Origin of the sequence: Xanthomonas sp. CFBP 8445 (genome assembly GCF_025666235.1) — a bacterium.
Lineage (GTDB): Bacteria > Pseudomonadota > Gammaproteobacteria > Xanthomonadales > Xanthomonadaceae > Xanthomonas_A > Xanthomonas_A indica.
The window spans coordinates 1,933,516-1,954,039 of record NZ_CP102594.1; the positions used below are offsets into that span (position 1 = coordinate 1,933,516).

The 20,524-nt window shown below is 69.2% G+C and carries 18 protein-coding genes, 1 tRNA gene and 1 pseudogene; 18 read left to right on the top strand and 2 right to left on the bottom strand.

Features of this window, described 5'->3' with window-relative positions; all coding sequences use genetic code 11:
• Positions 1-49 precede the first annotated feature (49 nt).
• From pheT to NUG21_RS08160, 4 genes are all read left to right on the top strand, one after another.
• Positions 50-2,428 (top strand): phenylalanine--tRNA ligase subunit beta, encoded by a 2,379-nt coding sequence (pheT, locus tag NUG21_RS08145; RefSeq protein WP_263392764.1) that lies wholly within the window; start codon positions 50-52, stop codon positions 2,426-2,428.
• Between the two features lie 23 nt (positions 2,429-2,451).
• Entirely contained in the window at positions 2,452-2,751 is a 300-nt protein-coding gene (locus tag NUG21_RS08150; protein ID WP_003466661.1) for an integration host factor subunit alpha, read from the top strand.
• The gene (locus tag NUG21_RS08155; RefSeq protein ID WP_009597860.1) at positions 2,732-3,088 is read left to right on the top strand and encodes a MerR family transcriptional regulator; all 357 of its coding nucleotides are present in this window, start codon (positions 2,732-2,734) and stop codon (positions 3,086-3,088) included. The genes NUG21_RS08150 and NUG21_RS08155 overlap by 20 nt, the downstream gene beginning before the upstream one ends.
• A 100-nt stretch (positions 3,089-3,188) precedes the next feature.
• Positions 3,189-3,265 (top strand) — tRNA-Pro (locus NUG21_RS08160).
• Between the two features lie 96 nt (positions 3,266-3,361).
• Here NUG21_RS08160 and NUG21_RS08165 read toward each other — a convergent pair.
• A complete protein-coding gene (locus tag NUG21_RS08165; RefSeq protein ID WP_263392765.1) occupies positions 3,362-3,556 on the bottom strand; it encodes a hypothetical protein in 195 nt (64 codons plus the stop codon).
• 287 nt (positions 3,557-3,843) lie between these two features.
• Between NUG21_RS08165 and NUG21_RS08170 the strand changes: the two genes are divergently transcribed.
• From NUG21_RS08170 to NUG21_RS08235, 14 genes and pseudogenes are all read left to right on the top strand, one after another.
• Complete coding sequence (locus NUG21_RS08170; protein ID WP_263392766.1) at positions 3,844-4,536, top strand: polysaccharide biosynthesis/export family protein; 693 nt, start codon at positions 3,844-3,846, stop codon at positions 4,534-4,536.
• Positions 4,533-5,969 (top strand): GumC family protein, encoded by a 1,437-nt coding sequence (locus NUG21_RS08175; protein ID WP_019796634.1) that lies wholly within the window; start codon positions 4,533-4,535, stop codon positions 5,967-5,969. Before NUG21_RS08170 ends, NUG21_RS08175 begins: the two co-directional genes overlap by 4 nt.
• 311 nt (positions 5,970-6,280) lie before the next feature.
• Complete coding sequence (locus NUG21_RS08180; protein WP_263392767.1) at positions 6,281-7,741, top strand: undecaprenyl-phosphate glucose phosphotransferase; 1,461 nt, start codon at positions 6,281-6,283, stop codon at positions 7,739-7,741.
• Positions 7,742-7,937: 196 nt separating this feature from the next.
• Positions 7,938-9,113 (top strand): annotated as a pseudogene (locus tag NUG21_RS08185) (polysaccharide biosynthesis protein GumE); the annotation flags it as partial.
• 83 nt (positions 9,114-9,196) lie between these two features.
• Complete coding sequence (locus tag NUG21_RS08190) at positions 9,197-10,294, top strand: acyltransferase family protein (RefSeq protein ID WP_263392769.1); 1,098 nt, start codon at positions 9,197-9,199, stop codon at positions 10,292-10,294.
• On the top strand, positions 10,291-11,424 hold the full coding sequence (locus tag NUG21_RS08195) for a glycosyltransferase family 4 protein (protein WP_263392770.1): 1,134 nt from the start codon (positions 10,291-10,293) through the stop codon (positions 11,422-11,424). Before NUG21_RS08190 ends, NUG21_RS08195 begins: the two co-directional genes overlap by 4 nt.
• The gene (locus NUG21_RS08200) at positions 11,421-12,470 is read left to right on the top strand and encodes a glycosyltransferase (RefSeq protein WP_263392771.1); all 1,050 of its coding nucleotides are present in this window, start codon (positions 11,421-11,423) and stop codon (positions 12,468-12,470) included. The genes NUG21_RS08195 and NUG21_RS08200 overlap by 4 nt, the downstream gene beginning before the upstream one ends.
• Positions 12,467-13,969, top strand: a complete 1,503-nt coding sequence (locus tag NUG21_RS08205; protein WP_263392772.1) for a lipopolysaccharide biosynthesis protein — start codon at positions 12,467-12,469, stop codon at positions 13,967-13,969. The genes NUG21_RS08200 and NUG21_RS08205 overlap by 4 nt, the downstream gene beginning before the upstream one ends.
• A gap of 52 nt (positions 13,970-14,021) precedes the next feature.
• The gene (locus NUG21_RS08210) at positions 14,022-15,209 is read left to right on the top strand and encodes a GumK N-terminal domain-containing glycosyltransferase (protein WP_263392773.1); all 1,188 of its coding nucleotides are present in this window, start codon (positions 14,022-14,024) and stop codon (positions 15,207-15,209) included.
• A gap of 51 nt (positions 15,210-15,260) precedes the next feature.
• The gene (locus tag NUG21_RS08215) at positions 15,261-16,052 is read left to right on the top strand and encodes a polysaccharide pyruvyl transferase family protein (RefSeq protein WP_160945947.1); all 792 of its coding nucleotides are present in this window, start codon (positions 15,261-15,263) and stop codon (positions 16,050-16,052) included.
• Positions 16,039-16,830 (top strand): WecB/TagA/CpsF family glycosyltransferase, encoded by a 792-nt coding sequence (locus NUG21_RS08220; RefSeq protein ID WP_160945948.1) that lies wholly within the window; start codon positions 16,039-16,041, stop codon positions 16,828-16,830. The genes NUG21_RS08215 and NUG21_RS08220 overlap by 14 nt, the downstream gene beginning before the upstream one ends.
• Before the next feature lie 75 nt (positions 16,831-16,905).
• On the top strand, positions 16,906-17,376 hold the full coding sequence (locus NUG21_RS08225) for a cupin domain-containing protein (RefSeq protein WP_263392774.1): 471 nt from the start codon (positions 16,906-16,908) through the stop codon (positions 17,374-17,376).
• A gap of 369 nt (positions 17,377-17,745) precedes the next feature.
• The gene (locus NUG21_RS08230; protein WP_019798277.1) at positions 17,746-18,126 is read left to right on the top strand and encodes a TraB/GumN family protein; all 381 of its coding nucleotides are present in this window, start codon (positions 17,746-17,748) and stop codon (positions 18,124-18,126) included.
• A gap of 5 nt (positions 18,127-18,131) precedes the next feature.
• Positions 18,132-18,485 (top strand): TraB/GumN family protein, encoded by a 354-nt coding sequence (locus NUG21_RS08235; protein WP_263392775.1) that lies wholly within the window; start codon positions 18,132-18,134, stop codon positions 18,483-18,485.
• Positions 18,486-18,603: 118 nt separating this feature from the next.
• On the opposite strand, the gene dxs is transcribed toward NUG21_RS08235, so the two are convergent.
• The gene (gene dxs, locus NUG21_RS08240; RefSeq protein ID WP_263392776.1) at positions 18,604-20,517 is read right to left on the bottom strand and encodes a 1-deoxy-D-xylulose-5-phosphate synthase; all 1,914 of its coding nucleotides are present in this window, start codon (positions 20,515-20,517) and stop codon (positions 18,604-18,606) included.
• Positions 20,518-20,524 lie beyond the last annotated feature (7 nt).

The following is a 20,524-nucleotide window of genomic DNA, read 5'->3' on the forward strand; positions in this document are numbered from 1 at the left end:
ACCCGCTCTTACGAATCCCCAATCCCGAATTCCCAATCCCGGCTCCCCAATGAAATTCAGCGAAAACTGGCTGCGCAGCCACGTTCCGACCCAGGCCTCGCGTGAGCAGCTCACCGCGACTCTGACTGCCATCGGCCTGGAGGTCGAAGAGGTCGTGCCGCTCGGCGACGGCCTGCAGCAGGTGGTGGTGGCGCGGATCGTCGAGGCGGCGCCGCATCCCGAGGCCGACCGGCTGCAGGTGTGCCGGGTCGATGCCGGGCAGGGCGAGCTGCTGCAGATCGTCTGCGGCGCGGCCAACGCGCGCGCTGGACTGGTCGCGCCGCTGGCGCTGGTCGGTGCCCAGGTCGGCGGCATCGCGATCAAGCCGGCCAAGCTGCGTGGGGTCGAGTCCAACGGCATGCTGTGCTCGGCCAAGGAACTGGGCCTGGACAGCGACGCGTCCGGCCTGTTCGAACTGCCCGACGATGCGCCGATCGGCCAGGCGCTGACCGAATACCTGGGCCTGCCCGATGCCAGCATCGAGATCAAGCTCACCCCCAACCGCGCCGATTGCTTCGGCGTGCGCGGCATCGCCTACGACGTGGCCGCGGCCTGCGGCAGCGACGTGCTGCCGCTGGTGGTGACGCCGGCGGCGGTGAGCAGCGAGCGCACGCTGCCGGTGACGCTGGAGGCGGGCGCCGATGCGCCGCGTTACTGCGGCCGCGTGGTCGAGGACCTGGATCCGGCGGCGAAGACGCCGCTGTGGATGGCCGAGCGCCTGCGCCGCAGCGGGGTGCGTCCGGTGTCGCTGCTGGTGGACATCACCCAGTACGTGATGCTGGAACTGGGCCAGCCGATGCATGCCTTCGACCTGGAGACGTTGCAGGGGCCGGTCGGCGTGCGCCACGCACGCGCCGGCGAGACCCTGACCCTGCTCGATGGCCGCGAGGCGGCGCTGGATCCGGGCTTCCTGCTGGTCACCGACGCCGATCGGCCGGTGGCGCTGGCCGGGCTGATGGGCGGCCACGCCACCCGCGTCACCGAAACCACCCGCCACGTATTCCTGGAGGCCGCGCATTTCGCGCCGGCGGCGATCATGGGCCGCGGGCGCAAGCTCGGCCTGCACACCGATGCCGGCCACCGCTTCGAGCGCGGCGTGGACCCGGCGCTGCCGCGGCACGCGCTGGAACTGGCGACGCGACTGGTGCTGGAACTGGCCGGCGGACGTGCCGGTCCGGTGGTCGAGGCCGAGTTGCCGGCGTTCCTGCCGACGCCGGCGCCGATCGCGCTGCGCCGCACGCGCATCCTGCGCGTGCTCGGCATCGAGATCGCCGATGCCGACGTGGAGCGCATCCTGCGCGCGCTGGGCATGGAGGTGGTCGCCTCGGCCGATGGCTGGCAGGTCACCGCGCCGAGCCGCCGCTTCGATATCGCCATCGAAGAGGACCTGATCGAGGAACTGGCGCGCATCCACGGCTACGACCGCCTGCCGACCACCTTGCCCGGCGGCGCCACGCGCATCGCCATGGACAGCGAGACCCAGCTGGACGAGCGCAGCGTGCGCCGGCAGCTGCTGGCCCGCGAGCTGCTGGAAACCATCAACTACGCCTTCGTCGATGCCGCGCTGCTGGACCAGTGGGGCTTGCACGACGGACGCGTGGCGCTGGCCAATCCGCTCAGTGCCGAATTGGCGGTGATGCGTCCGTCGCTGTTGCCGGGACTGGTGGCCGCGCTGGGCCGCAACGCCGCGCGCCAGGCCGGGCGCGTGCGCCTGTTCGAGTTGGGCAAGGCGTTCGCCGCGGCAGCGGAGGCCGGTGCCGCCCCTGTCGAGACCCAGCGGGTGGCAGCCGCGGTGTGCGGTGATGCCGATGCCCTGCAGTGGGGCCTGCCGGCGCGCAAGGTCGATTTCCACGACCTCAAGGGCGACCTGGAGGCCCTGGCGGCCGCTTCCGGCGCGCGTCTGGACTACCGTGCGTCGACGCATCCGTTCGCGCATCCGACCCGGTCGGCCGACGTCTATCGCGACGACGTGCGGATCGGCTGGATCGGCCAGCTGCACCCGCGGCTGCTGCAGGCGATGCAGATCGACGTCGACGTGCTGGCCTTCGAGCTGGACCTGGCGCCGCTGGCCGCGCGCGCCCTGCCGCGTGCCGCCGAGCTGTCGCGGTACCCGTCGGTGCGCCGCGATCTGGCCTTCGTGGTGCCGGAAGCAGTGAGCTGGGCGGCGCTGGCGCGCAGCGTGCGCGCGGCAGTGGGGCCCTTGCTGCGCGAGGTGGTGCTGTTCGACCGCTACGTCGGCGCGGGGGTCGAGGCTGGTTGCAAGAGTCTCGCTATGGGCTTGATTTTGCAGGACAACACGCGCACTCTGACAGACCGCGACGTGGAGGCGGTGGTCGCCGATGCGGTGGCCGCGCTGGCGCGGGAACACGACGCGCGGATGCGTGGTTGAGAAGGACAGGGGATAGCAGGGCAATGGCGTTGACCAAAGCGGAAATGGCCGAGCGGTTGTTCGACGAAGTCGGGCTGAACAAGCGCGAGGCCAAGGAATTCGTCGATGCGTTCTTCGACGTGCTGCGCGATGCGCTCGAGCAGGGGCGGCAGGTGAAGCTGTCCGGTTTCGGCAACTTCGACCTGCGCCGCAAGAACCAACGGCCCGGCCGCAATCCCAAGACCGGCGAAGAGATCCCCATTTCCGCGCGGACGGTGGTGACCTTCCGCCCCGGACAGAAGCTCAAGGAGCGAGTGGAGGCATATGCTGGACCCGGGCAGTAACCGCGAACTTCCGCCGATTCCGGCCAAGCGCTACTTCACCATCGGTGAGGTCAGCGAGTTGTGCGACGTCAAGCCGCACGTGCTGCGCTATTGGGAGACCGAATTCCCCAGCCTGGAACCGGTCAAGCGCCGCGGCAACCGACGCTACTACCAACGCCACGACGTGCTGATGGTGCGGCAGATCCGCAGCCTGCTGTACGAACAGGGCTATACGATCGGCGGCGCGCGACTGCGCCTGGAGGGTGAGGGCGCCCGCCAGGAATCGGCGCTGAGCAACCAGATCATCAAGCAGGTGCGGCAGGAGCTGGAAGAAGTCCTGCAGTTGCTGCGGCGCTGAGTAGCGGCGTCGCTGCCGCTAGGAATGGCCGCCGCAAACCCGCTATAATCGCCAACTCGCTGCAAGGCGAGACCGCCATGACGGCGGAGACGCAACACACCGGGGTATAGCGCAGCCTGGTAGCGCACTAGTCTGGGGGACTAGTGGTCGTCGGTTCGAATCCGGCTACCCCGACCATCTTTCGAAGGCCCATGTCCGCGACATGGGCCTTTTTGTTTGGTGGGCCGCGCTGGCATGGCCGGCGCCGCGTGGCCGGTGAACGGGTAGGGCCGTTCAGGCGCGAATGCCCGGTTCGTGCCGGCGTCGCCACACAGGGCGATCTGTAACATCCGGTCGGCGGCCGAGCGCGTCGCCGTAGACAAAATCCGCGGCAGTGCGCCATTCCGGCGCGCGGGTATCGGCTTGCCGGAGCGCAAAGCCGCGCCAGAACTGGGAGCGACGCAGCGTCAATGCATTGACATTGATCACGTTAACATCACGTCGATGGAACGTTCACGGATGCTTGCTAGGCTGAATCACTGGACATGTAGTTGAACCCTGCTGTTACTGCGTCAAAAAAATGTCGGGTAACGCCTTGGTGACGGCAGATGGCTGTGCCATAGTGCGTTGCAACACGAAGCTTCGCTGTTGGCCAGGGCCATTCGTCCCGGGCAGGAATTGACACCGTGATCATCCTCCGGCCGGGACGGAACCCTGGCCGGCTGGGCGAGTGCGGCGCTTCGAAAACCAATCGACAGAGGGCATCAGCATCGCGCATGGGTAAACTCTCCGTGACCTTCCATTGGGCGCTGGCCCTTTTCTGTCTGGCGCTGCTGTCGGCATGCAACAGCGGGCCGGCAATACGGTCGGATCTGCCGCCGGGCGATCCGCTTGCCGCGTCCATGGGCAAGCCGGAATACCTGCTTGGCCCGGGCGACCTGCTCACGGTCAAGGTGTTCCAGGTCGACGACCTGGAGCGCCAGGTGCGGGTGGACAATGAGGGCCGCATCTCGCTGCCGCTGATCGGCGACGTCAAGGCGGCCGGCTCCAGCGTCAACGCGCTGCAGAAGGAGATCGCCGATCGCTACCGCAACGGCTATCTGCAGAACCCGCAGGTCTCGGTGCTGGTCGACGAGTTCACCGGCAACCGGGTCACGGTCACCGGCGCGGTCAGCGAGCCGGGCATCTATCCCATCCAGGGCTCGGCGCTGACCCTGCAGCAGGCACTGGCGCTGGGCAAGGGCGTCAGCGATGTGGCCAGCCGCGGCAACGTGGTGGTGTTCCGCACCGTCGGCGGGCAGAAGATGCTGGCGCGTTTCGATCTGCGCGATATCCAGAAGGGCGCCGCGCCCGACCCGGCGATCTACGGCGGCGACATCGTGGTGGTGTACCGCTCCGATGCGCTGGTGCTGCTGCGCACCGTGGTGCAACTGACCCCGTTCGTGATGGTCTGGAGGGCCTACCGATGAGCGCCTCCACCTTGCCTCCCGCCTCCGCGCCGCATGCGCGTCCCGTGGGCGCCCCGCTGAGCCCGGCCGACATCGGCCTGCTGGATTACTGGAATGCGCTGTACCGGCAGCGTTGGCTGATCGTCGGCATCACCGGGGCCGTGGTGCTGCTGGCGCTGCTGGTGATCCTGCTGATGACGCCCAAGTACCGCGCCACCAGCGTGCTGCAGATCGAGCGCGAATCGCTCAACGTCGCCAACGTCGCCAACCTGATGCCGGTGGAATCGCCGCAGGATCGCGATTTCTACCAGACCCAGTACGAACTGCTCGGCAGCCGTTCGCTGGCGCGGCAGGTGATCCGCGAGGCCAAGCTGACCGAGGCCCCGGCGTTCAAGCCGCTGGTCGACGAAGCCCTGGAGAAGCTGCAGGACAACGGCGACGGGCGTTCGCCGGCGCCGCAGACACGTGCCGCCGCGGCCGAGAATGCGCTGGTCGGCCCGGTGCTGGATGCCTTGACCATCGAGCCGGTCCGCGACTCGCGCCTGGTGCGGATCAACTTCGATTCGTCCGACCGCGTGCTGGCCACGCGCGTGGCCAACACCTACGCCAAGATGTTCATCGCCTCGACCCAGGAACGCCGCCTGCAGGCGTCCTCGTTCGCCGCGCGCTACCTGTCCGAACGCCTGGCGCAGCTGCGCGACAAGGTCGAGGAGTCGGAGAAGAACGCGGTCGACTATTCCAGCCAGGAACAGATCGTGTCGATGGGCGAGGACAAGCCGTCGCTGCCGACGCAGAACATGAGCGAACTGAATGTGCGCCTGGCCGCGGCGCAGGACGCGCGGATCAAGGCCGAGGCGGCCTGGCGCCAGGCCGGCATCGGCGACGGCATGGGCCTGCCGCAGGTGGTCAGCAGTCCGCTGATCCAGAGCCTGCGCACCGAACAGGCCAAGCTGACCGCCGACTACCAGCAGAAGCTGGCCACGTTCCAGCCCGGCTACCCGGAAATGCAGCGCCTGCAGAACCAGATCGCCGAGACCAAGCGGCAGATCGCCAACGAGATCGCCAATATCCGCAGCGCGCTGAAGAACGACTACGAGGCGGCGCGGCAGCAGGAGACGCTGCTCAGCGACCGCATCGCGGCCCTGAAGAACGACGAACTGGACCTGCAGACCCGCAGCATCCGCTACACCATGCTGCGCCGCGAGGCCGATACCAACCGCCAGCTCTACGACGCGCTGCTGCAGCGCTACAAGGAGATCGGCGTGGTCGGCAACGTGGGCACCAACAACATTTCGATCGTCGACCGCGCCGATGTGCCGGGCAAGCCGAGTTCGCCGAAGAAGCTGCTCGGCCTGGCGCTGGCCTTCGTGTTCGGCCTGTTCCTGGCGGTGGCGGTGGCGCTGGTGCGCTACTTCATCCGCGAAGCCGAAGCCGCGGCGGCGGCCTCGGCATGAGATGCCGCAGCGCCATGGCGCGCCGCACCGCGCAATGCGCGAGCGCGTGCCGCAACGCACACGCCGGCATCGGTTCGACGCACAGTCTTCAGTGAGGTGATCCGTGGTTCAGCTAGGCAATGAGGTGCTCCATTATTTTCCAGCGCGGTTGTACGAAGACGTTCTTCTGTTGAAGTAGTCACGGGCTGCCGTGGACCTGGGGTCGGCGAGGGAGGCGCCGCAGCGGTCCACAGGCAGGCGAAATCGAGGCCCGGCGGCGTCGCATGTTCCCCCGCATGCCGATCGACCGGGTTTGGATAGGAATCCCGATCATGCTTTTGGCAGACCTGAGTAGCGCCACCTATACGACCTCCTCGCCGCGCATGCTGTCCAAGTACGCGGCCGCGGCAGACATCCTGTTGCGCGTGTCCGACCTGACCGTCATGGTCGGCGGCGCCTTGCTGACCCACCGGTTGCTGTTCGGCACCTGGATGCCGGAACCGGCGTACCGGGTGGCGATCGGCACCACGCTGCTGTACGCGGTGATCTGCTTCGCGCTGTTCCCGCTGTACCGCAGCTGGCGCGGGCGTGGCCTGCTGCGCGAGATGGTGGTGCTGAGCCTGGCCTGCGGCGGCGTGTTCGCGCTGTTCGCGGTGCACGCCTTCGTGGTGCAGTTCGGCCAGCAGGTCTCGCGGCTGTGGATCGGCACCTGGTTCGTCACCAGCCTGGCCACGCTGCTGCTCTCGCGCACGGTGGTGCGCGGCGTACTCAACCGGCTGCGCTCCGAAGGCGTGGACGTGCAGCGGGTGGTGGTGGTGGGCCTGCGCCATCCGGTGGTGAAGATCCACAACTACCTGAGCCGCAACCCCTGGGTGGGCATGCAGGTGGTGGGCTATTTCAGCAGCGACTACGACCTGTCGGTGGCCGACCATCCGCAGAGGCTGCAGTGCCTGGGCGAGGGCACCGCGGACGCGCTGATCGACTACCTCGACCACCACCAGGTCGAGCAGGTGTGGATCTCGCTGCCGCTGGGCGAGCGCGACCACATCAAGCAGCTGCTGCAGCGCATGGACCGCTATCCGATCCAGGTCCGGCTGATCCCGGATCTGTTCGACTTCGGCATGCTCAACCAGTCCGGCGACCAGATCGGCAACGTGCCGGTGATCAACCTGCGCCAGGGCGGGGTGGACCGCAACACCTACTTCGTGGTCGCCAAGGCGTTGCAGGACAAGCTGGTGGCCATGGCCGCGCTGGCCGTGCTGTGGCCGCTGATGCTGGCGATCGCGGTGGGCGTGAAGCTGAGCTCGCCGGGCCCGGTGTTCTTCCGCCAGCGCCGTCACGGCCTGGGCGGGCGCGAGTTCTACATGTACAAGTTCCGCTCCATGCGCGTGCAGCAGGAGCCCAGCGATGTGGTGGTGCAGGCCACGCGCGGCGACAGCCGGGTGACCCGCTTCGGCGCGTTCCTGCGCCGCACCAGCCTGGACGAGTTGCCGCAGCTGTTCAACGTGCTCGGCGGCAGCATGTCGGTGGTGGGGCCGCGTCCGCACGCGGCGCAGCACAACACCCACTACGAGAAGCTGATCAACCACTACATGCAGCGGCATTACGTCAAGCCGGGCATCACCGGCTGGGCGCAGGTCAACGGCTTCCGCGGCGAGACGCCGGAGCTGCGCACGATGAAGAAGCGCATCCAGTACGACCTGGACTACATCCGTCGCTGGTCGTTGTGGCTGGACACGCGGATCATCGTGCTGACCGCGTTCAAGGTGCTCGGGCAGAAGACCGCCTACTGATGCGCCCGATGCGTCTTCCTCCCGCCGACCGTGAGCAGCGCCGGCGTCGCCCCCGCGTCGCCGTCGTTCCTGCCCTGTCTGCGCCGAATGGCGTCGCGCGTCGCACGCCGGCGCCACGCCTGGCGCCGGTCCACCGCAGGGGTGCCGCGCGCTGCGCCGCCATCGCAGCGAGGTATGCATGCTGAGCGCGCCGGCCATGCCGCTGCGCGAGCAGCGCCGCAACCTGCTGATCGAGCTGGTGCTGCTGTTCGCCATCGGCTACAACTTCGTGCTGGCGGTGATCAACGCCAAGGTGTTCCGGGTCAGCCCGGCGATGACCTATGCAGTGGAACTGGCGGTCTACGCCGCCTGCTTCCTGCTCGGCCTGCGCGCGCTGGACCGCAAGCGCATGGCGATGGTGTTCACCGGGATCGCCTTGCTGGCGCTGCTGATGCTGGTGCGCCTGTTCATGGCCTGGTCGCTGGATCCGAAGTTCTTCCGCGATGCGCTGATTCCGTTCGCCTTCCTGCTGCTCGGCGCAGCCTACACCGGCTCGTTGCCGCGCATGTTCGTGCGCATGGCGCTGCTGGTGTCGCTGGTGGCGGTGTTCGAACTGGCGCTGCCCAAGGTCTACGGCGACGTGGTCAACCCCAAGAGCTATTTCGTCAATGCGCGCGGCGCCAGCGCGTCGAGCTTCTGGAACCAGGACAGCAATCTGTTCGTCAGCGCGACACGCCCGGGCGCACGCAACTTCCTGCCGTCGTCGAACCTGCCGCGCGCCTCCTCGGTGTTCATCGAGCCGGTGACGATGGGCAACTTCATCATCTTCTTCACCGCCATCCTGCTGACCTTCTGGCGCTGGATGCGGCCGTGGGCGGTCGTCGCGTCGGTGGCGATGATCGGCTTCCTGATCGTGGCCTCGGACGGACGCCTGGCCGCCGGCACCTGCGTGATGATGGCGCTGCTGAGCCCGTTGCTGCTGCGCATGGACCAGCGCCTGGGCTTTTTGATCTTCTTCGCAGTGATGGGCGGTGCGTGGCTGCTGGTGTGGGCCTCGGGCATCCAGAGCTACGAGGACACCACGCTGGGGCGGGTGTTCTTCACCGTCGATTCGATCCGCAGGATGAGCGCCGATGCGTGGCTGGGGCTGGACATGGACCAGCCGTATCGCTACTTCGACAGCGGCATCGCCTACTTCATCTCCTCGCAGTCGGTGCTGCTGGTGCTGGCGTTCCTGCTGGCCTATTCGTTCGCGATGCTGATGCGCACCATCGAAGGGCAGCTGTTCAAGAACCTGCTGATCTTCGCGTTCTCGCTGAGCCTGCTGGTGTCCAACGGCTACTTCTCGATCAAGACCGCGGCGCTGTGGTGGTTCGTGTGCGGATGCCTGTGGCAGATGGCGCCGCGCCTGCGCGATGCGCCTGCGCTGCCGGCGGCATCGACGGTGCCGGCCGCGCGCATTCCGGTGGTGACGGCATGAGTGCGCCTGCCACGGCCGTTTCCGCGTCCGTGCCGGCGCGGGCGCGCACCGCGCGCACGGGTGCGCCGCGCGATACGCGCATCGATGCGGCCAAGGCGCTGGCGATCCTGCTGGTGGTGTTCGGCCATGCCAAGGGCATTCCGCATGCCTACGTGATCCTCGCCTACAGCTTCCACGTGCCGATGTTCTTCCTGTTGTCGGGCTGGGTCGGCGAGGCCTTCGGCAATCGCCCGCTGACCCTGGCCACGGTCGGCAAGCTGGCGCGCAGCCTGCTGCTGCCTTACGTGGCGTTCTTCTTCGTCGCCTACGCGTACTGGATGCTGACCCGGCATATCGGCAGCAAGGCGCAACTGTGGGGCGACCGGCCGTGGTGGGAGCCGCTGCTGGGCCTGGTCAGCGGCATCGGCCCCAAGCTCTACGTCATGCCGGCGCTGTGGTTCCTGCCGGCGCTGTTCGTGACCACGCTGGCGTATCTGGCCCTGCGCCGGACGCTGTCGGTGCCGGCTCTGGCAGTTCTGTCGCTGCCGCTGGCCTGGGGCTGGGCCTGCTGGTTTCCGGGGCTGGACATGCGCCTGCCGTTCTCGCTGGATGTGCTGCCGGTGGCGCTGTGCTTCTTCGCGATCGGCGCACTGGCGGCGACGCGGGCGTACTGGTGGCCGGCGCGGCCGTCCGGCAATGCGCTGGCGGCGGCGCTGCTGGGTGCGGCCTGGTTCGCGATCGCATGGCACAACGGCCGCGTCGACGTGAACATGCTCAAGTTCGGCGATTCCCCGCTGGGCTTCCTCGCCGCCAGCCTGCTCGGCAGCGCCATGGCGCTGTGCGTCGCCGGCCTGGTGCAGCACTGGGCCTGGCTGCAGTGGATCGGACGCAACACCTTGCTGATCCTGTGCACGCACACCTTGCTGTTCTCGGTGATGGCCGGCGTGGCCGCCCGCACCGGCCTGGTCCGCGGCGATGCCTGGGGACCGGCCTGGGCGGTGTCGGTGAGCGTGCTGGCGGTGCTGGCCAGCGTCCCGATGCGCGCGGTGCTGGTGCGGATCGCGCCGTGGATGATCGGAGTGCGCCGCAGCGCGGCCGCAGGAGCGACGGCATGAAGGTGGTGCATGTGGTGCGCCAGTTCCATCCGTCGGTGGGTGGCATGGAGGAGGTGGTGCTGAACATCGCGCGCCGCCATCTGCAGCAGGGCCAGGACCAGGTCGAGGTGGTGAGCCTGGAGCGGGTGTTCACCGACCCGCAGCAGCGCCTGGCCCCGCGCGACACGCACCAGGGCGTGCCGATCGTGCGCTTGCCGTATCGCGGCTCCTCGCGCTATCCGCTGGCGCCGTCGGTGCTGGCGGCGGTGCGCGGCGCCGATCTGCTGCACGTGCACGGCATCGATTTCTTCTACGACTTCCTGGCCCTGACCCGGCCGCTGCACCGTGTGCCGATGATCGTGTCCACCCATGGCGGTTTCTTCCACACCACCTACGCCTCGCGCCTGAAGATGCTCTGGTTCAAGACCCTCACCCGCGCCTCGGCGCTCGCCTACGCACGGGTGGTGGCGACCAGCGAGAACGATGGCCGGCTGTTCTCGCAGGTGGTCGCGCCGCAGCGGCTGCGGGTGATCGAGAACGGGGTGGACGTGGACAAGTTCGCCGGGCAGGGCAGCGCCACGCCCGGGCGCACGCTGATCTACTTCGGGCGCTGGTCGGTCAACAAGGGCCTGCTGGAGACCCTGGATTTGGTACGCGCGCTGGCCGCGCAGGACCCGGCCTGGCAACTCATTGTGGCCGGGCGCGAATACGACTTCAGCGTGGCCGACCTGCAGCAGGCGATCGCCGAGCGCGGCCTGCAGCAGCGGGTGCGCCTGCAGGTGGCGCCGACCCAGGCGCAACTGGCGCAGTTGCTCGGCAGCGCGCAGTACTTCGTGTGCCTGTCGCGGCACGAGGGTTTCGGCCTGGCCGCGGTGGAAGCGATGAGCGCCGGCCTGTTGCCGATTCTCAGCGACATCCCGCCGTTCGCGCGCCTGCACCGCGAGTCGGGGCAGGGCGTGCTGGTCGACCCGGCCGACCCGCAGGCGGCCGCGGCCACCGTGCGCGCCTTTGCCGCCGGCACCGACGCGGATTTCGCCGCACAACGCGACGCGGCGATGGCCTATGCGCATCGCTACGACTGGGACCGGGTGGTCGGCGCCTATCTGGACGAGTACGACTTGGCGCTGGGCGGCGCGGAGGGCGGCCGATGAGCGGCGAGCGCCAGCGCCACGGCGCGGTGCAGCAGGCCGCGCCGACAGTCACCGTGCTGCTGTCCACCGAGCGCCCGACCGCGACCACCAATCCCTACCTCACCCAGCTCTACGCGGCGCTGCCGCCGCAGGTGCAACTGCGCTTCTTCTCGATGCGTGCGGCGCTGCTGTCGCGCTACGACGTGTTGCACCTGCATTGGCCGGAGTACCTGCTGCGGCATCGCACGGCGCTCGGCACGCTGGCCAAGCAGGTCTGCGTCGCCCTGTTGCTGCTGCGCCTGCGCCTGGCCGGCGTGCCATTGGTGCGCACCCTGCACAACGTGGCGCCGCACGAGGACAAGGGCTGGCGCGAACGCCTGCTGCTGCGGTGGATCGACCGCCAGACCGCGCGCTGGATCCGCATCAACGCCACCACGCCCGCGCGCGCGCCGGCCACCGACACCATCCTGCACGGCCACTACCGCGACTGGTACGCGCCGCTGCCGCAACCGCCGCGCGTGCCCGGGCGCCTGCTGCATTTCGGGTTGTTGCGCCCGTACAAGGGCGTGGAGACGCTGATCGCGACCCTGCAGGCGCTGCCCGATCCGCAGCTCAGCCTGCGCATCGCCGGCAATCCGATCGACGCGCAGATCCGCGGCGTGGTCGAGCGCGCCTGTGCCGAGGATCCGCGGATCAGCGCACGGCTGCAGTATGTGGAGGACGCGGTGCTGGCGCAGGAGATCGGCGAGGCCGAACTGGTGGTGCTGCCGTACCGGCAGATGCACAACTCCGGCACCCTGCTGCTGGCGCTGTCGCTGGCGCGTCCGGTGCTGGCGCCGTGGAGCGAGGCCAATGCCGCCATCGCCGACGAAGTCGGCGCGCAGTGGGTGCAGCTGTACCGCGGCGAGCTGGATGCGGCGCAACTGGCGCAGGCCCTGGCGCAGGCGCAGCAGTTGCCGGCCGATGCCGTGCCGGATCTGTCGCGGCGCGACTGGAACGGCATCGGCCTGCAACATTACCGCAGCTATCTGCAGGCACTGACCGCAGGCCGCGGGGAGGGCGCATGAGCAGCGCCGAGACCCCGCGGCCGGCGGCGCCGCAACCCGGGCTGGGCGCGCGCGCGGCCGGCGGTGCGGCGGTGACCATGGCCGGGCAACTGGCCAAGATGGTGGTGCAGTTCGGCGGCATCGTACTGCTGGCGCGGCTGCTGACGCCCTACGACTATGGCCTGATGGCGATGGTGACGGCGATCGTCGGCATGGCCGAGATCCTGCGCGACTTCGGCCTGTCCTCGGCGGCGATCCAGGCCAAGCACGTCAGCCGCGAGCAGCGCGACAACCTGTTCTGGATCAACAGCGGCATCGGCCTGCTGTTGGCGATCGTGGTGTTCCTGTCTTCGTCGTGGATCGCGCACTTCTACCGCGAGCCGGCCTTGCTCGGCATTTCCCAGGCGCTGGCGGTGACCTTCCTGCTCAACGGCATGACCACGCAGTACCGCGCACACCTCAGCCGCGCGCTGCGCTTCGGCCAGGTCTCGCTGAGCGACGTCGGCGCGCAGGTGCTGGGCCTGCTGGCCGGCGTCGGCGTGGCCCTGGCTGGTTACGGTTACTGGGCGCTGGTCTGGCAACAGGTGGTGCAGGCGCTGGTCAACCTGCTGATCGCCGGCGCCTGCGCGCGCTGGCTGCCGCGCGGCTACCGGCGCGACGCGCCGATGCGCACCTTCCTGAGCTTCGGCTGGAACCTGATGGCGGCGCAGTTGCTTGGCTACGCCAGCCGCAATGTCGGCCAGGTGATCATCGGCCATCGTATCGGCGCCGAAGCGCTGGGCCTGTACAACCGCGCGTTCCAGCTGCTGATGATGCCGCTGAACCAGATCAACGCACCGGCCACCTCGGTGGCGCTGCCCGTGCTGTCGCAGTTGCAGGACGACCCGCCGCGCTTCGGCAATTTCCTGCTGCGCGGGCAGACGGTGATGGTGCACCTGATCGTGGCGCTGTTTTCCTTCGCCTGCGCGCTGGCGATGCCGCTGATCGTGCTGGTGCTGGGCGAGCAGTGGCGGCCCGCCGTGCCGCTGTTCCAGGTGCTGACCCTCGGCGGCATCTTCCAGACCGCGTCCTACGCCACCTACTGGGTGTTCCTGGCGCTGGGCCTGATGCGCCAGCAGCTGGTGTATTCGGTGGTGGGGCGGGTGATGCTGATCGCCTGCATCTTCGCCGGCTCGCTGTGGGGCGTGATGGGCGTGACCGTGGGCTATACGTTGGGCCTGCTGGTGATGTGGCCGCTGTCGGTGATCTGGATCGCACGCATCGCGCCGCAGATTCCCGCCTGGGAGCTGTTCAACAACGCCTTGCGCGCGGTGCTCGGCTACGGCGTCTGCGGCGTCGCCGCCTATTTCGCCGCGCAGTACTGGGGCGGTGCGTCGTTGTGGCTGCAGCTGGTCGTCGGTGCGGCGGCGATGGCGCTGTCCGGCCTGCTGGTGTTCGCGCTGTGGCCGGCGTTCCGCCGCGACGTGCTGGCGATCCTGCAGATGCGCACGCTGCTGCGCCAGGCACGGAGCAAGCGATGAGCGAGGTGCGCCAGCGTGTTCTTCTTCTTCCATCCCGCATAGGAGCGACGGCATGAGCGACTCTTCCGCAGCGACGCTGTCCGCGTCTGCGCCGGCCGCGGCCGCCAGCGGCCGTGCACCCTGCTACCTGGTGCTGTCGGCGCACGATTACCGCACGCCACGCCGCGCCAACATCCACTTCATCGCCGACGAGCTGGCCAGGCGCGGTCCCACGCGCTTCTTCTCGTTGCGCTACAGCCTGCTGTCGCGACTCAAGGGCGACCTGCGCCTGCCGCTGGACGCCAGCGCCAACCAGGTGGTCCGCCACAACGGCGTGGACTGCTATCTGTGGCGCGCGCCGCTGCATCCGTTCAACACCCGTCGGCGCTGGCTGCGGCCGCTGGAAGACCTGATGTTCAAGCTGTATGCGGCCTGGGCGCCGGCCATGCTGATCCGCTGGATCCGCGAGGCCGACGTGATCGTGTTCGAGAGCGGCATCGCGGTGGCGTTCATCGCGCTGGCGGCGCGGATCAATCCGACCGCGCGCAAGGTGTATCGCGCCTCCGATGGCTTGAGCACGATCAACGTCGCCGACTACATCGAACGCGAGTTCGACCGCGTGGCGCCGAGCCTGGACGTGATCGCACTGGTGTCGCCGGCGATGGCCGAGGAGGTCGCCAGCCGCCACAACGTGTACCACGTCGGCCACGGCGTGGACCACGACCTGCACACGCTCGGCGACCCGTCGCCGTACGGCGAGGGCATCCATGCGGTGGCGGTGGGCTCGATGCTGTTCGATCCCGCGTTCTTCGTCGCCGCCAGCCGCGCCTTCCCGCAGGTCACTTTCCACGTGATCGGTTCGGGCATGGGCCGCGCGCCGGGCTATGGCGACAACGTGGTGGTGTACGGCGAGATGAAGCACGCCGAGACCATCCGCTACATCAAGCACGCCCGCTTCGGCATCGCGCCGTACGCGTCCGAGCAGGTGCCGGCCTACCTGGCCGACAGCTCGATGAAGCTGCTGCAGTACGACTTCTTCGGCCTGCCGGCGGTGTGCCCGAATGCCGTGGTCGGCCGCTATCCGTCGCGCTTCGGCTACACCCCGGGCGACGAGGCGTCCATCGTCGCCGCCATCGGGCAGGCGCTGCAGGCGCCGCACGTGCGCCATCGCCAGTGCCTGAGCTGGTCCGACACCACCGACCGGGTGCTGGACCCGGCCGCCTATCCGGAGACACGTCTGTTCGCCGACGGCGCGGTCTGAGCACACGCCGTCGGCGTGTTCGCCGTACCCCCGCGCAACCAAGGAGGACCGATGTCCACTCTGCAAAAATGGATCGATTACGAAGAGCGCCGGGCGCTGTTCTGGTGGAAGCCGAAGAATGGCGAGATCAACGTCGGCGATCATCTTTCCAAGATCATCGTCTCCAACGTGCTCGGCCAGCGCGACCGCACCCTGCTGGACAAGCGCGACAAGCGTCGGCGGCTGATCGCGATCGGCTCGGTGCTGCACTTCGCCCGCGATGGCGACACGGTCTGGGGCAGCGGCGTCAACGGCAAGATCCCCGCCGAGCGCCACAGCTTCCGCCAGCTCGACGTGCGCGCCGTGCGCGGACCCAAGACCCGCGCCTTCCTGCGCGAGCGCGGCCTGCAGGTGCCGGAGGTGTACGGCGACCCGGGCCTGCTGATGCCGCTGTTCTTCCCGCGCGAGGCGCTGGCGCCGGCGCCGGCGCGGCGGCCGTTCCTGGTGGTGCCGCATTTCAACGAACCGGTGGAGAAATACGCCGGCTACAAGGATCATCTGGTGCTGCCGAACCGGCAGCCCGCCACCTTCGTGCGGCAACTGCTCGGCGCCGACCTGATCGTGTCCAGTTCCCTGCACGGGCTGATCCTGGCCGAAGCCTACGGCGTGCCCTCGGTGTACCTGGACTGGGGCAACGGTGAGGACCGCTTCAAGTACGACGATTACTATCACGGCACCGGCCGCAGCCGCTGGCATGCCGGGCACACGGTGGAGGAATGCGTGGCCCTGGGCGGCAACACGGTGTTCGACCTGGCCGCGGTGCAGCGCGGCCTGCTGGAGAGTTTTCCGCATGACCTCTGGTGAGCGCGCGCCGGGCGAGGTGCTGGCACTGGGCGGCTATCCGATCCTGCGCAGCACCGAAGCCGATTTCGTCGCCAGCTTGCTGCAGGCGCTGGCGCGCGGCGAGCGCCGCCAGGTGTTCTTCGCCAACACCAACTTCGTGGTGCAGTGCCAGGCCCTGCGCGAGCGTCTGGCCGCGCCGGGCGTGTGCGTCGTCAACGACGGCATCGGCATGGACCTGGGCGCGCTGCTGGTGCACGGCCGCCGCTTCGCCGGCAATCTCAATGGCACCGACCTGATTCCGGCGCTCTGCCAGCAGAGTCCGCGTCCGCTGCGGTTCTTCCTGCTCGGCGGCCGCCCTGGCGTGGCCGAGGCCGCGGCGCAGACCTTGCGGCAGACGCTGGGGCAGCAGGTGGTCGGCACCTGCGACGGCTATGCCGAGTTCGCCGCGGCCGGCACTGGCCTGGCCGCACGCATCAACGCCAGCGGCGCCGACGTGCTGCTGGTGGCCTTCGGCAATCCGCTGCAGGAGCGCTGGCTGCTGCAGCAGGCGGGGCAGCTGCAGGTGCCTTTGGCATTCGGTGTGGGTGCGCTGCTGGACTTCCTGTCCGGCACCGCCAAGCGCGCGCCGGCCTGGGTGCGTCGGCTGCGCCTGGAATGGATCTACCGCCTGCTGCGCGAGCCGCGGCGCCTGCTCAAGCGCTACAGCTGGGACCTGCTGGTGTTCTTCGCCCTGTGCCTGCGCCACGGCCGGCGCCTGGCTCCTGCGGCGACCGCACGCGACTCGCTGCCGTTGGCCTGACCGCGGCCGGCGCCGGCCGCGCGGATTGCAGTGCCTGACATGCGCGCGGCCACACCGCGGGATTAGACTGGGCGCATGTCCAGCGCCGCCACCTTCCGAATCGCCGCCCTGGTGCGCGACCTGTCGCTGCTGCCGCACCCGGAAGGCGGCCGCTATGCGCGCGTGCATACCTCGGCCCTGATGGTGCAGCACGAACAGACGCTGCGCCCGGCCTGCACCGCGATTCGCTTCCTGCTGGAGCGCGGCGAGATCAGTCGCTGGCACCGCATCGATGCCGACGAGACCTGGCAGTGGGAAGAGGGCGGTGCGCTGGAACTGCTCGGCTTCGACCCGCACCACGGCCTGCAGCGCTACCGGCTCGATGCCAGCGAGCGCGGCGGCATGCCCTCGGTGGTGATTGCGGCCGGCACCTGGCAGGCGGCGCGGCCGCTGGCCGACTATTGCCTGGTGCGCTGCATGGTGGCGCCGGGCTTCCTGTGGGAGCGCTTCGAATTGCTGGCCGACAGCGACCCGCTGGCCGCGCATCTGCCCAGACTGGACGGCTAATGCCGCCGCGATCGGCGGGGGGCAGGGCAGACACGCTGCCCGCGAAAACCAGACGGCGATGCGTCGCGCACCGGTTGCGGACGCTGTTGTGCCTGGCGGCCACGTTGCTGGCGGTCGCGGTGCCGGCGGCGCAGGCGCAGACCGCGATGCCGGCCGCGCCGCCACCACCGCGCGCCACCGCGCCAACCAGCCCACCGGTGGTCGACCTGGAGGCGGTGCTGGTGAGCGGGCGCCAGCCCGGCCCGGGGCTGTGGCAGGTCCGCCGCGGCGACCATGTGCTGTGGATCCTCGGCACGGTGTCGCCGCTGCCCAGGCGCATGCAGTGGGAATCGGCCGAGGTGGAGCGGGTGATCGCCCCAATCGCAGCAGGTGATCGCGGCGCCGACCGTCACCCTGGATTCCGGCCTGGGCATGTTCCGCAGCCTGATGCTGCTGCCGTCCCTGCTGAAGGCGCGGCGCAATCCCGATGACCGCACGCTGCAGCAGGTGCTGCCGCCGGACCTTTATGCGCGCTGGTTGCCGCTGAAGGCGCGCTACCTGGGCCGCGACGGCAGCGTGGAGCGCTGGCGGCCGGTGTTCGCCGCGCAGGAACTGTATGAAGCGGCGATGCGCAGATCCGGCCTGAGCCTGGGCAGCGTCGTGCAGCCGGTGATCGAACGTGCGGCCAAGCGCGCCAAGGTGCCGATCGTGCCGGTGGTGGTGGAGGTCAGGTGCCCGATGCCAAGCGCGCGCTGCAGGAATTCCGGGTGACCGCGTTGAACGACAGCGCGTGCTTCGCGCGCACTTTGCAGGTCATCGATCGCGACCTGGAGACGATGCGCCAGCGCGCCAACGCCTGGTCCGAAGGTGATCTGGACACGCTGGCCACGTTGCCCGCCAACGATCAGTACCGGGTCTGTCTGGACGCGGTCGGCGAAGCGGCGATCGCACGCAAGTTGGGGCTGGGTGATGTGCGCGAGCGGGCCATGGCGGCGTGGTTGCAGGCGGCCGAGCGGGCGCTGGCGCAGAACCGTTCCAGTTTCGCGGCGCTGCCGGTGCAGACCCTGCAGGCGCCTGGCGAGCCCTTGGACCGGTTGCGTGCCCGTGGTGACGAGGTGATCGCGCCCTAGCCGGTGCGCGGGCTGTCGTGACCCGGACGATGCGGCCGCTGGCGCGTCCGGATCCGCGCAGCGGCGCAAGCAGGCAGGCACGGCACGCAGCGGCGTGCGGTGCCGGTGACCGCGGCGGTCAGCCCGCCGCGGTGCGCGGTGCGCTGGCGTTGGTGGCCAGCTGCGGCCAGCGCTTGAGCACTGCGGCGCGGATGCCGGCGGCGTCGATGCCGGCTTCGGCCAGCAGCTGCTCGCGGCTGGCGTGGTGCTGGAACGCGTCGGGCAGGCCCAGGTGCAGCACCGGGCGCAGCACGCCTTCGGCGTTGAGCAGTTCGGCCACGCCGGAGCCGGCACCGCCGGCCACCACGTTGTCCTCGATGGTCACGAAACCCTCGTGGCTCTGCGCAAGCTCCAGCAGCAAGGCGCGGTCCAGCGGCTTGACGAAGCGCATGTTGACCACGCTCAGGCCGAGCTCGCGGCCGACCTGTTCGGCCGCCGCCAGGGTCGCGCCGAACGCCAGCAGCGCCACGGTGCGGCCCTGCGCGCGCAGCTGGGCCTTGCCGATCGGCAAGGGCTCCAGCGTGGTGCCCGGGGCGACCCCGGGGCCGGTGCCGCGTGGGTAGCGCACCGCGGCCGGACCGGGATGGCGCAGGCCGGTGCTGAGCAGTTGCCGGCACTCGGCTTCGTCGGCCGGCGCCATCACCACCAGGTGCGGCACGCAGCGCAGGAAGCTCAGGTCCAGGTTGCCGGCGTGCGTGGCGCCGTCCGGGCCGACCACGCCGCCGCGGTCGATCGCGAACAGCACGTCGAGCTGCTGCACCGCCACGTCGTGGACCAACTGGTCGTAGCCGCGCTGCAGGAACGTCGAATAGATCGCCACCACCGGCTTGGCGCCGTGCACGGCCATGCCCGCGGCCAGGGTCACCGCATGTTGCTCGGCGATGGCCACGTCGAAGTAGCGCTGCGGGTACTCCTTGCTGAAGCGCACCAGGCCCGAACCTTCGCGCATCGCCGGGGTGATCGCCAGCAGCGCCGGCTCGGCCGCGGCCATGTCGCAGATCCAGTCGCCGAACACGTCGGTGTAGGTCGGGGCCTTGGCGCCCGGCTTGGCCACCAGGCCCTTGCTCGGGTCGAACGGGCCCACCGCGTGGTAGCCGATCTGGTCGCCTTCGGCCAGTTCGTAGCCCTTGCCCTTGGTGGTGATGACGTGCAGCAACTGCGGACCCTTCAGGGTCTTGAGCGTCTTCAGCGCGCCCAGCAGCGCCGGCAGGTCGTGGCCGTCGATCGGGCCGGTGTAGTGGAAGCCCATTTCCTCGAACAGCGTGGACGGCACGAACATGCCCTTCCAGTGCTCTTCCCAGCGCCGCACGAAGCGCGCGGTGGGGTTGCTCTTCTTGTCGCCGAGGATCTTCTTGCCGCCCTCGCGGATGGCGTTGAGGGTCTTGCTGCCGCTCATTCGCCCCAGCATCTTGGTGACCCCGCCGACCGCTTCGGAAATCGACATGCGGTTGTCGTTGAGGATCACCAGCAGGTTCGGTTCCGGGTCCATGCCGCCGGCGTGGTTCAGCGCCTCGTAGGCCATGCCGGCGGTCATCGCGCCGTCGCCGATCACCGCCACCACCTTGCGCTCGTCGCCCATGCGCTGCAGCGCCACCGCCATGCCCAGCGCCGCCGAGATCGAGGTGGAGGAATGGCCGACGCCGAAGGTGTCGTACTCGCTTTCCTCGCGCTTGGGGAACGGCGCCACGCCGTCGGCCTGCTTGACCGTGTGGATGCGGTCGCGGCGCCCGGTGAGGATCTTGTGCGGATAAGTCTGGTGGCCCACGTCCCACACCAGTTGGTCGACCGGCGTGTCGTATAGGTAGTGCAGGGCCACGGTGAGTTCGATCACGCCCAGCCCGGCGCCGAAATGGCCGCCGCTCTTGCCGACGCACTCGATCAGAAAGGCGCGCAGTTCCTCGGCGATGGCCGGCAGCTCCGATTCATCGAAGCGACGCAGTTCTTCGGGGACCTGGATGCGCGAGAGGCGCGGATAGCGGGTGGGGTCGATCATCGGAATG

Excerpts from the sequence above, each read along its gene's own strand:
- NUG21_RS08205 (WP_263392772.1), top strand. The coding sequence starts at position 12,467 with ATGAGCAGCGCCGAGACCCCGCGGCCGGCGGCGCCGCAACCCGGGCTG.
- NUG21_RS08150 (WP_003466661.1), top strand. The coding sequence starts at position 2,452 with ATGGCGTTGACCAAAGCGGAAATGGCCGAGCGGTTGTTCGACGAAGTC.
- NUG21_RS08175 (WP_019796634.1), top strand. The coding sequence starts at position 4,533 with ATGAGCGCCTCCACCTTGCCTCCCGCCTCCGCGCCGCATGCGCGTCCC.
- NUG21_RS08155 (WP_009597860.1), top strand. The coding sequence starts at position 2,732 with ATGCTGGACCCGGGCAGTAACCGCGAACTTCCGCCGATTCCGGCCAAG.
- NUG21_RS08220 (WP_160945948.1), top strand. The coding sequence starts at position 16,039 with ATGACCTCTGGTGAGCGCGCGCCGGGCGAGGTGCTGGCACTGGGCGGC.
- NUG21_RS08190 (WP_263392769.1), top strand. The coding sequence starts at position 9,197 with ATGAGTGCGCCTGCCACGGCCGTTTCCGCGTCCGTGCCGGCGCGGGCG.
- dxs (WP_263392776.1), bottom strand. The coding sequence starts at position 20,517 with ATGATCGACCCCACCCGCTATCCGCGCCTCTCGCGCATCCAGGTCCCC.
- NUG21_RS08210 (WP_263392773.1), top strand. The coding sequence starts at position 14,022 with ATGAGCGACTCTTCCGCAGCGACGCTGTCCGCGTCTGCGCCGGCCGCG.
- NUG21_RS08215 (WP_160945947.1), top strand. The coding sequence starts at position 15,261 with ATGTCCACTCTGCAAAAATGGATCGATTACGAAGAGCGCCGGGCGCTG.
- NUG21_RS08170 (WP_263392766.1), top strand. The coding sequence starts at position 3,844 with ATGGGTAAACTCTCCGTGACCTTCCATTGGGCGCTGGCCCTTTTCTGT.
- NUG21_RS08225 (WP_263392774.1), top strand. The coding sequence starts at position 16,906 with ATGTCCAGCGCCGCCACCTTCCGAATCGCCGCCCTGGTGCGCGACCTG.
- NUG21_RS08180 (WP_263392767.1), top strand. The coding sequence starts at position 6,281 with ATGCTTTTGGCAGACCTGAGTAGCGCCACCTATACGACCTCCTCGCCG.
- NUG21_RS08195 (WP_263392770.1), top strand. The coding sequence starts at position 10,291 with ATGAAGGTGGTGCATGTGGTGCGCCAGTTCCATCCGTCGGTGGGTGGC.
- NUG21_RS08200 (WP_263392771.1), top strand. The coding sequence starts at position 11,421 with ATGAGCGGCGAGCGCCAGCGCCACGGCGCGGTGCAGCAGGCCGCGCCG.
- pheT (WP_263392764.1), top strand. The coding sequence starts at position 50 with ATGAAATTCAGCGAAAACTGGCTGCGCAGCCACGTTCCGACCCAGGCC.